Origin of the sequence: Qipengyuania nanhaisediminis (assembly GCF_045862805.1) — a bacterium.
Taxonomy (GTDB): Bacteria; Pseudomonadota; Alphaproteobacteria; order Sphingomonadales; family Sphingomonadaceae; genus Erythrobacter; species Erythrobacter nanhaisediminis_A.
In genome coordinates this window covers 1,669,275-1,682,762 of sequence record NZ_AP025760.1, presented here as the reverse complement: position 1 = coordinate 1,682,762, position 13,488 = coordinate 1,669,275, and the positions used below count along the sequence as shown (strand labels likewise).

The following is a 13,488-nucleotide window of genomic DNA, read 5'->3' as shown; positions in this document are numbered from 1 at the left end:
GTTTCCTGGCGGGTGCGGATATTGTGGGACAACGAAGTGAGAGGCAGAGCCCTACAGCGAAATACTTACATTGATGTAAATAGCATAACCAAGTCTCTTTTCAAAACCTTTTCTCGCCGCCCTCGCCCACGCAGTTCAATCGGACCGGACAAGCGCCGGATGATCGATCTCGCTGGCGAGCACGCGGCTCGCCTCGCGGGTGAAGTGGCTGTTGTCGACCACCATCGGAGCGCCCGAAGGACCGAAATAGCGGCAGCGAGGATCACAATGCGCAGACAAGATTGAAAAGTAGTCGGCGCCCGCTCGCGTGGAAACACGGGCCACGGCAGCGTCGAGTGATTCACCATGTCCCAGCCTGAAACCTTCGGGCAGGGCCGCGCCCTGCCCCCGCTCGTGCGCGATAGCGAGCAGGCGGGGGACGAACTGCTGCCACTCGGCAACCGGCCCGATCACCAGCACTTCGCGTCCCGCTGCCCGCAACCGCGCAATGCGTTCAGAAAGCGCCGGCAGGTCGCCATTCTCCCAGCGGCCGGCGAGCACGACGAGGTCCTCGCCCGCGTCAGCAATCGGCGGGGCAACGGCGCGCTCGACCAGGTCGCGGCAGAACGGATAACGTCCTGCCGGGGCGTTGTGGACCGGTCGGCAACCGGCGGCAGTCACCTGGCTGATCGCACTTCCGGGAAAGGCATCGACGAAGCCAGGGACGAGATGCGCGGCGTGGCTGTCGCCCACGACCAGGACACGCGGCCTGCCGTCATCAGGGGCGATGCAGGCCTGGCTGTCGAAGACCTGGCTGCGGTGGTGGATGAAGCATTCGCCCGACCGCATGGCTTCGTCGAGAGGATAGGCACTATGGGCTGCGATCGCCTGTCCGCGCGGCGAAAGGCGCTGCGGCCAGCCCGAGAACAGGACAAGAGAGACGGCGACCAGCACCAGCACCCCGGTTCCGATCGCGCAGCCCAGCACGATCGGTCTGGCGGGAGCCGTTTGTTTGCGCAGCGGTCGCTCGACCAGGCGCCAGCTCGCGATCGAAAGAAGGATCGCGATTGCGGCAGCGGCAAGTTTCAGACCGGTCGTCAATTCGGGGGCCGGCAGTCCCAGCAGCAGGAACACGATGACCGGCCAGTGCCATAGATAAAGCGAATAGGAGATCGCCCCCAGGAACCGGACAGGCGCCAGCGTCAAGGCACAGCCTGCAAGCGAAGTCCCCGCGCCGCCCGCAGCGATGAGCGCCGCCGCACCAAGGCACGGTATCGCCGCGCGCCATCCCGGATAGGCCATGCCGATGTCAAAGGTCGCAATGGCGAAACCGATCAGTGCCAGTCCCGCCAGCGCCAGCGCCTCGCGCAGCCATCGAGCCTTGAGCATGGGTAGCGGCGTGATCGCGACCATCATTCCGAGGACAAATTCCCACAAGCGCGCAGGTAGCATGTAGAAAGCAGCCCCCGGCCAGGCCAGGGATGCAGCCGCAGAAATGACGCCGACAATCGCGAGCCCGGCCCATAGTCCCCCCCTTCCCAAGCGCGCAAGCACAAGGGTGATGAGCGGAAGAACCAGGTAGAATTGCGCCTCCACCCCCAGCGTCCACATGTGGAGCAGCGGCTCGAACTCGCTTTCGGCATAGGCGCCGCGATGCAGCCAGAAATGCGCATTGGCGAGAAACAGCGCGGAAAACCCCAGGCTCCAGCCATAGCTTTCGAGTTCCGCCGGAAGCAGCAACGCCATCGCGGCCAGCGTCACCGCGCCGAGCACCGCGATCATCACCGGGACGATCCGCTTGATCCGGCGCACCAGATAGGCGCCGAAACGAAACGCGCCCGCGCCCTGCTCGCGCACGACGATCCCTCCGATCAGGAAACCCGAAATGACGAAGAAGACATCGACCCCGACAAAGCCGCCGCTCGCAACAGCAATGTCGAGATGGAACAGCAGGACCGCGATGACCGCGAGGCCGCGCAGCCCTTCGATATCGGGCCGGTGCGCGCCAGGCGACAGGGTGCCGGCGCCCGCGATCAAGCCGCGACCCAGTCCTTGCGTGCAATACCGAGCAATGTGAGGATCGCGGTCAGATCACAGCGTTCGATCCGGCCATTCGCCGCGGCGCGCGCGGCGGGCTTGGCACGATAGGCAAAGCCATAATCGGCCGCTTCGATCATCGGGATGTCGTTTGCCCCGTCACCGATGGCCATTGTGCGCGCGCTGCTGCCGAAATCCCGCGATTCCTCGCGCAGGACCGCGCGCTTGGTATCGGCATCGCAGATCTCGCCTTCGCACGCGCCGGTGAGGGCACCGCCAGACACGGCGAGCCGGTTGCCCACCACGCGTTCGAACCCGATCGTCTCGGCGACCGGATCGGCGAAATGATGAAAGCCGCCCGTGACCAGAACCGTGCGCGCGCCACGCGCCTTCAGTGTCGCGGTGAGCACCTGCGCGCCGGGCGTCGGGGTGATGCGTTCGGCCAGGCAGCGCGCAATCGCGTCTTCGCCCAGCCCTTCGAGCAAGGCCACGCGTTCCTGCAGGGCGCTGGTGAAATCGAGCTCGCCCTGCATCGCGCGCTCGGTGATCGCGGCGATCTGCGGCTTGAGTCCGGCGAAATCGGCGAGCTCGTCGATGCATTCCTGCCCGATCATGGTCGAATCCATGTCCGAGACGAACAGCCGCGGCACGACGATGTCGTCTTCCGCCACCAGGGCATCGACCGGGTCGAAAGCCTCGTCGATCCTCGCCAGCACCTGCGCCGCCTGGCCGTGGGCATAGCGGATCTCGACCAGCCTTTCGGCGTTGTCGATCACCGTTGCCGAGGCGATCGGCATGTCGGCTTTGGCGCAGGACGCGGCCAGTGCATCGAGCCGGCTTTCGCAATCGCCCGTTCCTTCGGGAAAACTGTCTGCTATCAGACGCGCAATGAGCACCAAGAAACCTCCACAAGACACCGCGAGCGCACGGCCTCTCGCGCTCATTGCAGGGCCGACCGCGAGCGGCAAGTCCGCAGCCGCGCTGGAACTGGCCGAAGCGCTGGACGAGCGCGGCCGCAAGGGCGTCATCATCAACGCCGATTCGATGCAGGTCTATGCCGATATCCCGGTGCTGTCAGCAGCGCCGGACGATGCGGAGCGCGCCCGGGCCGAACACCGCCTCTACGCAGAATGGGACGGGGCCGAAGCGTGTTCGGCCGCAGACTGGGCCGCACGCGCCCGCGCCGAAATTGCCGATTGCCACGAACACGGCGCGGTGCCGATCCTGGTGGGCGGCACGGGCATGTACTGGAAAGTCCTGATCGAAGGCATCGCCCCCATCCCCGCGATCGACCCCGAAGTGCGCGAAGTGGTGCGCGCGATGGAGTCGGCGGCCGCCTATGCCGCCTTGCAGATCGAGGACCCGGTGCGCGCCGCCGCGCTCGAACCGGGAGACCGCCAGCGGATCGCCCGCGCGCTTGAGGTCAAGCGTTCGACCGGAGTGACGCTGGGCGATTGGCAGCAGGCAAAATCGGGCGGGATCGGAGAGGAAGTCGCGCTGTATCCCGTGGTCCACATGCCGCCGCGCCAATGGGTCTATGACCGCTGCGATGCGCGCTTTGCCGCAATGATCGAGGGCGGCGCTGTCGCCGAAGTCGAGGCGCTGCTCGCGCGCAAGCTCGATCCCGACCTGCCGGTCATGCGTGCGATCGGAGTGCCCGAGATCGCAGCGCTCATACGCGGCGAGATCGACAGGGACGAAGCGATTGCCCGCGGCGCTCAGGCCACGCGCAATTACGCCAAGCGCCAGTTTACCTGGCTGCGCAATCAAGCCCCGGCAGGGTGGTCCCGTGCGACGGATGAAAATATCGACACAGCGGCACTGCTTGATGGATTATTACAAGATCAGGCTTGACCCGAAACAATCATTGCGCTAGTTGAGAGGTCAGGCGGCACCCTTGTTCGCCTGATTTCTGTCCCGAATGCCGGTTCATCCCCGGCGAACCCCGAAGGAAGATTCCCAGCGATGCTCGTCGTACTGCTTGACAAGGATACGGGCTGACTGGGGATTTGACTGATAGACTATCCAGACGGCCTGATGCGACATAGCGCATCGGGCCGTTTCATTTGTGGAGTGCACGCGCGTGGCCAATCGCACCGGCGCCGCCTTGTTGATTGATTGCCTGGTCGACCAGGGTGTCGAATTTGTTTTCGGCTATCCCGGGGGCGCGGTGCTTCCGATCTATGACGAGCTATTCGGCGAGGCCGAGGGTAATGCACGCATCCGCCATATCCTCGTGCGCCACGAAGCCGGCGCGGCCCATGCCGCCGAAGGCTATGCCCGCGCGACCGGCAAGCCCGGCGTGGTGCTCGTCACCTCGGGTCCGGGCGCGACGAATGCGGTGACCGGCATTGCCGATGCCTGGATGGATTCGATCCCGATGGTCGTCATCACCGGCCAGGTCCCTACCCCGCTGATCGGCACCGATGCCTTCCAGGAAGCCGACACGGTCGGGATCACGCGCCATTGCACCAAGCACAATTACCTCGTGAAGGACCCCGCCGACCTCGAGGCGACGATTGCAGAGGCGTTCCGCATCGCTACCACGGGCCGCCCCGGCCCGGTCGTGGTGGATATTCCCAAGGACGTCCAGATCGCGACGCCTTCGCAAAGCCGCGCTGCTATCGCTCCCGGCTCGCACCGCTACGAACCGCAAATGGTTGCCCCGCCCGAACAGGTCGTCGAAGCGATCGAAATGATCGCGGCCGCCGAGCGCCCCGTTCTCTATACCGGCGGCGGGATCATCAATTCCGGCCCCGAGGCGAGCCGGTTGTTGCGCGAATTTCAAGGGATGACCGGTGCGCCCGTCACCTCGACCCTGATGGGTCTCGGCGCGTTTCCCGCCAGCCATCCCGACTGGCTCGGAATGCTCGGAATGCACGGCACGTTCGAGGCGAACATGGCGATGAATCGCTGCGACGTAATGGTCTGCATCGGCGCGCGTTTCGATGACCGGGTGACCGGAAGGCTCGATGCCTTTGCGCCGCATTCGAAAAAGATCCACATCGATATCGACCGCGCCTCGATCAACAAGAACGTCGCCGTCGACCTCGGCATTGTCGGCGATTGCGCGAGCGTGCTTGGCCAGCTGGTCGCAGCATGGGGCAAGCGCGAGGCCGCAGAGATCGGCGAATGGAAGGCCCGCATTGCCGGCTGGCGCGCGCGCAATTGTCTCGCCTATCCCGAGCAATCGCGCGAGGACCCGCGCGCGATCATGCCGCAAAAGGCGGTCGAGCGGCTTTATGCGCTGACGAAGGATCGCAGCCCGATCATCACCACCGAAGTCGGCCAGCACCAGATGTGGGCTGCGCAATATTTCGGGTTCGAAGGGCCCAACAAGTGGCTCACCAGCGGCGGCCTTGGCACGATGGGATACGGCCTTCCCGCAGCAATCGGCGCGCAGTTGGGCCATCCGGATGCGCTGGTGATCGACATTGCCGGCGAAGCCTCGATCCAGATGAATATCCAGGAGCTCGGCACCGCCTCGCAATACCGCCTTCCGGTCAAGGTGTTCATCCTCAACAACGAATATATGGGCATGGTCCGCCAGTGGCAGGAACTGACCTATGAAAGTCGCTATTCGAACAGCTATTCCGACAGCCTGCCCGATTTCGTCGCGCTGGCCGAAGCCTATGGGTGGAAGGGCATCCGCATCACCGACGGCGCCGATCTCGACGCTGGCATCGCAGCGATGATCGCGCATGACGGGCCGGTTATCGTCGATTGCTGCGTGGCCAAGGATGCCAATTGCCTGCCGATGATCCCCAGCGGGGCTGCGCATACCGAAATGCTGCTCTATGGCGATGACATGGGCGGCACGATGGACGACGAAGCCAAGGCATTGGTCTAGGGACACAGCGATATGAAAATCCAAAGCGCCCAGAGCGAGCGCCACGTCCTCACCGTCACGGTCGACAACGAACCCGGCATCCTGGCCAAGATCACCGGGCTGTTCACCGCGCGCGGATACAATATCGACAGCCTGACCGTTGCCGATATTTCCGATGACCACGCGATCAGCCGCATCACCATCGTCACCAATGGCCCGCCGCAGGTGATCGACCAGATCGAGGCGCAGCTCGAACGGCTGGTGCCGGTCCACAAGGTGCTCGACCTCACGCAGGCCGGGCCGCATGTCGAACGCGAGCTGGCTCTCATCAAGGTCGCCGGAAAGGGCGAACGCCGGGTCGAGGCGCTGCGGATCGCAGAGCTTTTCCGCGCCAACGTGGTCGACACCACGATCGAGAGCTTCGTGTTCGAACTGACCGGCACGCCGGACAAGATCGACAGCTTCATCGTGCTGATGCGCGAACTCGGCCTTGTCTCGGTCGGGCGCTCGGGCGTGGTGGGAATGATGCGCGGTGCTGCCGGCGCCTGACAGTTTTGCAAAGTACACTCATTCAATCAGAGGGATATCCATGAAAGTCTATTACGATGCCGATGCCGATCTTGACCTGATCAAGAGCCGGAAGATCGCCGTGCTCGGCTATGGGTCGCAGGGCCACGCCCATGCCCAGAACCTGCGCGACAGCGGCGTGGATGAGGTCGCGATTGCCCTGCGCGATGGCTCGTCGAGCGCGAAGAAGGCCGAGGATGCCGGTTTCACGGTGATGTCGAACACCGAGGCCGCCAAGTGGGCCGATATCCTCATGATCCTGGCGCCCGACGAACATCAGGCTGGCATCTGGGAGAACGACCTCAAGGGCCATATGAAGCCCGGCAGCGCAATCGCCTTTGCCCACGGCCTCAACGTCCATTTCGGGCTGATCGAAGCGCCGTCCGACATCGACGTCATCATGATCGCGCCCAAGGGACCGGGCCACACCGTGCGCTCCGAATATCAGCGCGGCGGCGGCGTGCCCTGCCTTATCGCGGTCGACCAGGATGCCAGCGGCAGCGCCAAGGACATCGCGCTCGCTTATGCCAGCGGCGTCGGCGGCGGACGCTCGGGCATTATCGAGACCAATTTCCGCGAGGAATGCGAGACCGACCTTTTCGGCGAACAGGTGGTGCTGTGCGGCGGGATCACGCACCTGATCCAGGCCGGGTTCGAGACGCTGACCGAGGCCGGATACGCTCCCGAAATGGCCTATTTTGAATGCCTCCACGAAACCAAGCTGATCGTCGACCTGCTCTATGAAGGCGGGATTGCGAACATGCGCTATTCGATCTCGAACACCGCCGAATATGGCGACATCACCACCGGTCCGCGCATCATCACCGAGGAAACCAAGGCCGAGATGCGCCGCGTGCTCGACGACATCCAGTCGGGCCGTTTCGTGAAGAACTTCGTGCTCGACAACCGCGCCGGCCAGCCCGAGCTGAAGGCTGCGAGAAAGCGGGCCGAGGCGCATCCGATCGAAAAGACCGGCGCCGAATTGCGCGCCATGATGCCCTGGATCAGCGCCAACAAGCTGGTCGACAAGGCGAAGAACTGAAGCCACACTCGGCGGGCATTCGCGCGCAACCGAAAGGCCCGCCGCCATGGCCAAGTTCGACATTTTCACGAAGCCGTTTTCCTGGCTCTACCCCTTCTATCTCGAAAAGGCCGAGAAGAAGGGGAAGACCAAGGCTGAACTGGATCGCATCCTGTGCTGGGTTACGGGCTATTCGCAGGCCGAATTCGACACGCTCATCACCAGCGACACGGATTTGCGCACTTTCATCGAACAGGCCCCGCTCAACCCCGATCGCGAGCTGATCACAGGGGTCGTGTGCGGGGTGCGGGTCGAAGAGGTCGAGGACCCGCTAATGCGCGAATTGCGCTACATGGACAAGGTCGTGGACGAACTCGCGCGCGGCAAGAAGATCGAGAGCATCCTTCGCACCCCATGAGCCCGGCAAGCCTCCGCCTCGTCTATGCCCTGTGCGCGATCGCCTTCGTGGTGATCGTGGCGCGCGCCTTTCTGAACGTGAAGGGCACTGACGGTCTGGTGCCGGTCGCGCCGCAGGAAAGGGTGCAGGAATTCGCCAAGCAGGAGCTCGACAAGCTCCAGCAGCGAAGCTTTTCCGATGACATCGAATTGTGCGGGATCATCTTCGAGACGCGCGATGCCGAACTCGGCGTCTCCCGCCCGCGCGGCGGCGGAGAGGCGAGCTGCGACATCGCCTTCTTTGACGAACCGGGCATGGTCCCGGTCGCGAGCTTCCATACGCATGGCAAGCACAGCGAGCGCTATGATGGCGAAGTGCCCTCGCTGGTCGATATCCGCAGCGATATCCAGACCGGGATGGACGGCTATATCGCCACCCCCGGCGGACGGCTGTGGCATGTCGATCACCGCGCGGCAGCGGCGAGGCTGGTCTGCGGCCCCGGCTGTCTCACGCAGGACCCCGGCTATCGCGAGTGTCGCGGCGACGTGATCGCGAAGAGCTACACTCTTGCCGAATTGTCCCGGCGATTCTCGCAGGGGCAGGCGGCGTGCTGAACCCGATAGGCGACCCAGCGGACGTGCCAGTTCCGCGCGCGCCGCGCCGCAGATTGCGCTGTGCCCTCGCCATGGTGCTGGCTGCAACCTGTCTTGCCGCTTGCGGCGAGCGCGAGGTGGCTGACCCTTCGCGGGCAGCCGATGAATTCGCAGCGCGGATCAATGGCGGGAAAGGGGATGCGGCGGCCCTACCTGCGGATGTGAAAGCGGCATCCGCTCAACCGGCTCCCACCTCCGCACCGCCGCAAGCCGCCGCCCCGCCAGTAGCCGGGCATCCCGCGCCGCTCTTGCAGCCTATGGCGCCCCCATGCCGTGCCGACCGGATGGGGCGCTATCTGGGCCGCATCGCCGACGAGGCCACCCGCATGGAGATCCGCGCTGCCGCAAGCGGGGCGAGCGAGGTCCGGTTTCTCGATGCAGGCCTGACCCCGCCTGTGTTCGACCCCGCCCATTCGCGGCTCAACATCATGGTCAATGCGCGCGGGATCATCCGCGATGCCCGTTGCGGCTAGCAGCTCCGCCAAGGCACCCGCCTTTCAAGCACGCATTCGCCTTGCATGAGCGCTGCGAATCGGCAAAGATCGCCGGCATGACATCTGGCACCGCGCTCCTGCTGCTTCGACTTATCCGCCCCCGGGCGGAATAGGCGCGCGCGGGTTCCCCGGCGCTGGCCGATCTCCCGGGGGAACAGACGCCAAGCCGACCCAGACCGCCATTACCGACTCAGAGCCGATGTCATGCCCATGTTGAAACAGCCTTCGAACAAATACACCCGCTTTGCCCCTATCGACCTGCCCGATCGCCAATGGCCATCGCGCGTGATCGATGCGGCTCCGCGCTGGCTTTCGACCGATTTGCGCGACGGGAACCAGTCGATCATCGACCCGATGGACGCGGTCAAGAAGCGGCGCTTCTTCGACCTGCTGGTCGCAATCGGGGTCAAGGAGATCGAGATCGGGTTTCCCAGCGCCGGAGCGACCGAGTTCGAATTCATCTCGGGCCTCGTGCGGTCGGGATCGATCCCCGACGACGTGATTGTCCAGGTTCTGACCCAAAGCCGCGAAGACCTTATCCGGACCAGTTTCGAAAGCCTCGACGGCGCGCGTGCGGGCATCGTCCACCTTTACAACGCGGTAAGCCCTGCGTGGCGCGACATCGTCTTCCGCATGAGCAAGGACGAAGTGCGCGAGGTGGCGATCACCGGGGCCAAGGTGATGCGCGACGAGGCGGCGAGGCGCCCCGATACCGACTGGCATTTCCAGTACAGCCCCGAGACCTTCTCGACCGCCGAGCTCGATTTTTCCATCGAGGTCTGTGCTGCGGTGATGGACGTGCTCGCCCCCACGCCCGAGCGCCCGATCATCCTCAACCTGCCCGCAACGGTCGAGGCGGCGACACCCAACATCTATGCCGACCAGATCGAGTATTTCTGCCGCAACCTGCCTGGCCGCGAGAGCGCGGTAATCAGCCTGCATACCCACAATGACCGCGGCACAGGCGTCGCGGCAGCGGAACTGGGGCTGATGGCGGGTGCGGACCGCGTCGAAGGCTGCCTGTTCGGCAATGGCGAACGCACCGGCAATTGCTGCCTCGTGACGCTCGCGCTCAACCTCTACACCCAGGGCATCGATCCGGGTCTCGACTTTTCGGATATCGACCGGGTGATCGAGACGGTCGAATATTGCAACGACCTGCCCGTGCACCAGCGCCATCCCTATGGCGGGGAACTGGTCTACACGGCCTTTTCGGGCAGCCACCAGGACGCGATCAAGAAGGGCTTCGAGGCGCATGAGCGCCAGAATGACGAATTGTGGCGGGTGCCCTATCTGCCGATCGATCCCGCTGACCTGGGCCGCGATTACGAGGCGGTGATCAGGGTCAATTCGCAGAGCGGCAAAGGCGGGTTCGCCTGGGTCCTCGAACAAAAGCACGGGCTCAAGCTGCCCAAGGCGATGCAGCGCGATTTTTCCAGGCATGTCCAACAACTTGCTGACCAGACCTCGCGTGAACTCGATGCCGAGGATATCTGGGAGGCCTTCAAGGCAGCCTATCACGTCCAGACCCCGGACAAGCATTTCCAGCTCGTCGATTATGCCGAGACCCGCGCTATCGACGGGACCCGCATCTTTTCGGGCACAATCGCAGTCGATGGCACGGAACAGAGCGTTTCGGGACGCGGCGGGGGTCTAATTTCGAGCGTGATGGCGACCTTGCGCGATGTCTTCGACCTCGAACTCGAAGTGGTCGACTATTCGCAGCAATCGATCGGCTCGGGCACCGATGCGCAGGCGGCGACCTATCTCGAATGCACGACCCGCGACGGGCGCACGATCTGGGGCTGCGGGATCGACCAGGACGTTGCCACGGCGAGCGTGCGCGCCGTGCTGAGCGCGGCCAATTCGGCCCATGCCGCGCGGGCCTCCGCATGAGCGCGGGCGCGAACGATCTGCCCGAGACCGCGAAGGCGGTGCTCCATTTCTGGTTCTTCGAACTCGGGCCCAAGGACTGGTTCAGCGCCTCGGACGAGCTTGACCGGACTATCCGCGAACGCTTCGGCGCCGTGCTCGACCAGGCCAGTGACGGGAGACTGGACGACTGGTCCCGATCGCCGACGGGCCTCGTCGCACTGGTGATCGTGCTCGACCAGTTTTCGCGCAACATCCATCGCGGCACCGCGCGTGCTTATGCCCAGGACGAAAAGGCGCAAGGGCTCACATGCGAGGCGATCGAGCGCAGGTTGAATGCCAATCTGGGCGTCGATGCCCGGCAATTCCTCTACATGCCGCTGATGCATGCAGAGGACATCGAATTGCAGCGACTGAGCGTCCAAAAATTCTCGGCACTCGCTCAGGCTTCGGCCGACACGGTCGATTTCGCCCTGCGTCACCGCGATATCGTCGAGGAATACGGGCGCTTTCCCTATCGCAACGCGGTGCTCGGTCGCGATTCCACCGAGCACGAGCGCGCCTTTATCGAGCGTGAGGGCAATCCCTTCGGCTGATCGCCGTGTCAGCCCGCCTGAGGCGCGGCTGCAGCCTTCTCGCGCCTGTTTCGCTGCGCCATGTTGAGCAGTTCGACCATCACCGAAAATGCCATCGCCGCATAGATATAGCCCTTCGGCACGTGGAAGCCGAAACCGTCGGCGATCAGCACCAGGCCGATCATCACCAGGAATGCGAGCGCGAGCATGACCAGTGTCGGGTTCTTCTCGATGAAACGCGCGAGCGGATTGGCGGCAATCAGCATCACCCCGACCGTGATCACGACCGCGGTAACCATGATCGGGATCTCGTCGGTCATCCCGACCGCGGTGAGGATCGAATCGATCGAGAACACCAGGTCGATCGCGATGATCTGGACGATGACCGTCCCGAAGCTGGCCACGGCGACCTCGGCCGCGCCGGGCGTCCGGTCGAGCAGGTCGCCCGAATTGTCCTCGGGCTCCATCGCGTGGTGAATCTCCTTGGTCGCCTTCCACAGCAGGAACAGGCCGCCTGCCAGCAGGATCAGATCCCTTCCGGAAAACGCCGTCTCGAAACTGGCCTTGTTGGTCCCCTCGACCGGCGGACCGGTAAGCCCGAGATCGAAGATTGGCGTTTGCAGGGTCACGATCCAGCCGATCAGCATGAGCAGGCCGATGCGCATCACCAAGGCCAGCAGCAATCCGATCCGCCGCGCGCGTTCCTGCTGGTGGACAGGCAGCTTGTTGGAAAGGATCGCGATGAAGATGAGGTTGTCGACCCCCAGCACCACTTCGAGCGCGATCAGGGTGAGCAGGGCCAGCCAGGCAGCCGGATCGGTGAGCAGCGCGAGAATATCCATTCGCGCCAGATAACCAAGCGCCTAACGCCCCGCAATCGGCTTTGCAGCGCGAGCCTGCCCCCCTGCCCCCTTCCCCTCGATCCTGCCCCTTCCCCCGCAGCCGGCCCTGTGTCACACCTCCGGCCACGCCACGGCCATCGGGAGTAAAGCCAGAGTGATTGAAGCCGCAATCGAACCTGACCTGCCGATCATCGATCCGCACCACCATCTCTGGGACCTGCGGCCGATGCTGCCGATGTTCACTGAACCTGGGCACCGCTTCATCGAGACGCTCGTCCCGGTCGCGCATTACACTTTCGACCAGTTCCAGGCCGAGATCGCCCGGTCAGGCCACAACATTCGCGCCAGTGTGTTCATGGAATGCGGCGCGTTCTACAACGCCGCCTATGGAGATGCGCTCAAACCGGTGGGCGAGGTCGAATATGTCAACGGCGTCGCCGCGCAGAGCGCCAGCGGGTTGTATGACGATGCCCGGCTGTGTGCCGGCATTGTCGGCCACGCCGATCTTACCCGCGGCGGAGCGGCAGGCGCGGTGCTCGACGCGCTCAAGGCCGCTGCGCCGGGCCGGTTCCGCGGTATCCGTCACCAGGGCGCCTGGGATGCCGATCCCGAAGTGCTCGGCCCGCCCTTTCACGCGCCTGAAGGCCTCTACCGCGATACCACCTTTCGCGAAGGGTTTGCCGAGATCGGCTCGCGCGGCCTCAGCTTCGATGCCTGGGTGCTCGAGCCGCAATTGCCCGACGTGATCGATCTTGCACGCGCTTTTCCCGATACGCCGATCTGCCTTGACCATTGCGGCACACCGCTCGGCAATGCCTCCTACCGGGGCCGCCTTGCCGAACGTTTCGACACCTGGCGCGACAATATCCGCGAACTTGCGCGGTGCGAGAACGTGACGGTCAAGCTCGGCGGGCTGGCGATGCACAATTGCGCCATGCCCGAAAATGGCCCCGCCGCCGGATGCGGTTCGGAGGAACTCGCGCGGCTCTGGAAGCCCTATGTCGAAACCTGCATCGAAGCCTTCGGCGCGAACCGTGCGATGTTCGAGAGCAATTATCCGGTCGATCGCTGGGGAGCCGACTACGCGGTCCTGTGGAACACCTTCAAGCGGATCGTTTCGGGAGCGAGCGCTCAGGAGAAGGCGGCGCTTTTCGCTGGCACCGCCGCGCGCTTCTACGCCATCGAAGACGTGCTTGCGTAGTTGCAGATTGCAACCTAACCC

The 13,488-nt window shown here is 64.2% G+C and carries 13 protein-coding genes; 10 read left to right on the top strand and 3 right to left on the bottom strand.

Going from position 1 to position 13,488, the window contains the following annotated elements:
• Nucleotides 1-135 precede the first annotated feature (135 nt).
• On the bottom strand, nucleotides 136-2,016 hold the full coding sequence (locus ACKTSM_RS08065; protein ID WP_407874142.1) for an acyltransferase family protein: 1,881 nt from the start codon (nucleotides 2,014-2,016) through the stop codon (nucleotides 136-138).
• Complete coding sequence (serB, locus tag ACKTSM_RS08060; RefSeq protein ID WP_407874141.1) at nucleotides 2,013-2,912, bottom strand: phosphoserine phosphatase SerB; 900 nt, start codon at nucleotides 2,910-2,912, stop codon at nucleotides 2,013-2,015. Before serB ends, ACKTSM_RS08065 begins: the two co-directional genes overlap by 4 nt.
• Between serB and miaA the strand changes: the two genes are divergently transcribed.
• The 9 genes from miaA to ACKTSM_RS08015 all read left to right on the top strand — a co-directional run bounded on the left by miaA (nucleotide 2,905) and on the right by ACKTSM_RS08015 (nucleotide 11,445).
• Nucleotides 2,905-3,870 (top strand): tRNA (adenosine(37)-N6)-dimethylallyltransferase MiaA, encoded by a 966-nt coding sequence (gene miaA / locus ACKTSM_RS08055; RefSeq protein ID WP_407874140.1) that lies wholly within the window; start codon nucleotides 2,905-2,907, stop codon nucleotides 3,868-3,870. The two genes, serB and miaA, sit on opposite strands and share 8 nt — an antisense overlap.
• Before the next feature lie 229 nt (nucleotides 3,871-4,099).
• Nucleotides 4,100-5,866: a biosynthetic-type acetolactate synthase large subunit gene (ilvB, locus tag ACKTSM_RS08050; RefSeq protein WP_407874139.1), complete on the top strand. Its 1,767-nt coding sequence runs from the start codon at nucleotides 4,100-4,102 to the stop codon at nucleotides 5,864-5,866.
• Nucleotides 5,867-5,878: 12 nt separating this feature from the next.
• Entirely contained in the window at nucleotides 5,879-6,394 is a 516-nt protein-coding gene (ilvN, locus tag ACKTSM_RS08045; RefSeq protein WP_407874138.1) for an acetolactate synthase small subunit, read from the top strand.
• Between the two features lie 40 nt (nucleotides 6,395-6,434).
• Nucleotides 6,435-7,454, top strand: a complete 1,020-nt coding sequence (gene ilvC, locus ACKTSM_RS08040; protein ID WP_407874137.1) for a ketol-acid reductoisomerase — start codon at nucleotides 6,435-6,437, stop codon at nucleotides 7,452-7,454.
• 46 nt (nucleotides 7,455-7,500) lie between these two features.
• Complete coding sequence (locus ACKTSM_RS08035) at nucleotides 7,501-7,851, top strand: DUF2200 domain-containing protein (protein ID WP_407874136.1); 351 nt, start codon at nucleotides 7,501-7,503, stop codon at nucleotides 7,849-7,851.
• A complete protein-coding gene (locus ACKTSM_RS08030; protein ID WP_407874135.1) occupies nucleotides 7,848-8,444 on the top strand; it encodes a DUF4329 domain-containing protein in 597 nt (198 codons plus the stop codon). The genes ACKTSM_RS08035 and ACKTSM_RS08030 overlap by 4 nt, the downstream gene beginning before the upstream one ends.
• Before the next feature lie 323 nt (nucleotides 8,445-8,767).
• On the top strand, nucleotides 8,768-8,956 hold the full coding sequence (locus ACKTSM_RS08025; protein WP_407874134.1) for a hypothetical protein: 189 nt from the start codon (nucleotides 8,768-8,770) through the stop codon (nucleotides 8,954-8,956).
• 225 nt (nucleotides 8,957-9,181) lie between these two features.
• Nucleotides 9,182-10,873 (top strand): 2-isopropylmalate synthase, encoded by a 1,692-nt coding sequence (gene leuA / locus ACKTSM_RS08020; RefSeq protein ID WP_407874133.1) that lies wholly within the window; start codon nucleotides 9,182-9,184, stop codon nucleotides 10,871-10,873.
• Nucleotides 10,870-11,445, top strand: a complete 576-nt coding sequence (locus ACKTSM_RS08015; RefSeq protein ID WP_407874132.1) for a DUF924 family protein — start codon at nucleotides 10,870-10,872, stop codon at nucleotides 11,443-11,445. Before leuA ends, ACKTSM_RS08015 begins: the two co-directional genes overlap by 4 nt.
• An 8-nt stretch (nucleotides 11,446-11,453) precedes the next feature.
• Here ACKTSM_RS08015 and ACKTSM_RS08010 read toward each other — a convergent pair whose 3' ends face one another.
• Nucleotides 11,454-12,266: a TerC family protein gene (locus ACKTSM_RS08010; RefSeq protein ID WP_407874131.1), complete on the bottom strand. Its 813-nt coding sequence runs from the start codon at nucleotides 12,264-12,266 to the stop codon at nucleotides 11,454-11,456.
• Between the two features lie 154 nt (nucleotides 12,267-12,420).
• Between ACKTSM_RS08010 and ACKTSM_RS08005 the strand changes: the two genes are divergently transcribed.
• A complete protein-coding gene (locus tag ACKTSM_RS08005) occupies nucleotides 12,421-13,467 on the top strand; it encodes an amidohydrolase family protein (RefSeq protein ID WP_407874130.1) in 1,047 nt (348 codons plus the stop codon).
• The last annotated feature ends 21 nt before the right edge of the window (nucleotides 13,468-13,488 follow it).

Coding starts and splice junctions, on each gene's coding strand:
- ACKTSM_RS08010 (WP_407874131.1), bottom strand. CDS start 12,266: ATGGATATTCTCGCGCTGCTCACCGATCCGGCTGCCTGGCTGGCCCTG.
- ilvC (WP_407874137.1), top strand. CDS start 6,435: ATGAAAGTCTATTACGATGCCGATGCCGATCTTGACCTGATCAAGAGC.
- ACKTSM_RS08030 (WP_407874135.1), top strand. CDS start 7,848: ATGAGCCCGGCAAGCCTCCGCCTCGTCTATGCCCTGTGCGCGATCGCC.
- ACKTSM_RS08025 (WP_407874134.1), top strand. CDS start 8,768: ATGGGGCGCTATCTGGGCCGCATCGCCGACGAGGCCACCCGCATGGAG.
- ACKTSM_RS08035 (WP_407874136.1), top strand. CDS start 7,501: ATGGCCAAGTTCGACATTTTCACGAAGCCGTTTTCCTGGCTCTACCCC.
- miaA (WP_407874140.1), top strand. CDS start 2,905: ATGAGCACCAAGAAACCTCCACAAGACACCGCGAGCGCACGGCCTCTC.
- ACKTSM_RS08015 (WP_407874132.1), top strand. CDS start 10,870: ATGAGCGCGGGCGCGAACGATCTGCCCGAGACCGCGAAGGCGGTGCTC.
- leuA (WP_407874133.1), top strand. CDS start 9,182: ATGCCCATGTTGAAACAGCCTTCGAACAAATACACCCGCTTTGCCCCT.
- ilvN (WP_407874138.1), top strand. CDS start 5,879: ATGAAAATCCAAAGCGCCCAGAGCGAGCGCCACGTCCTCACCGTCACG.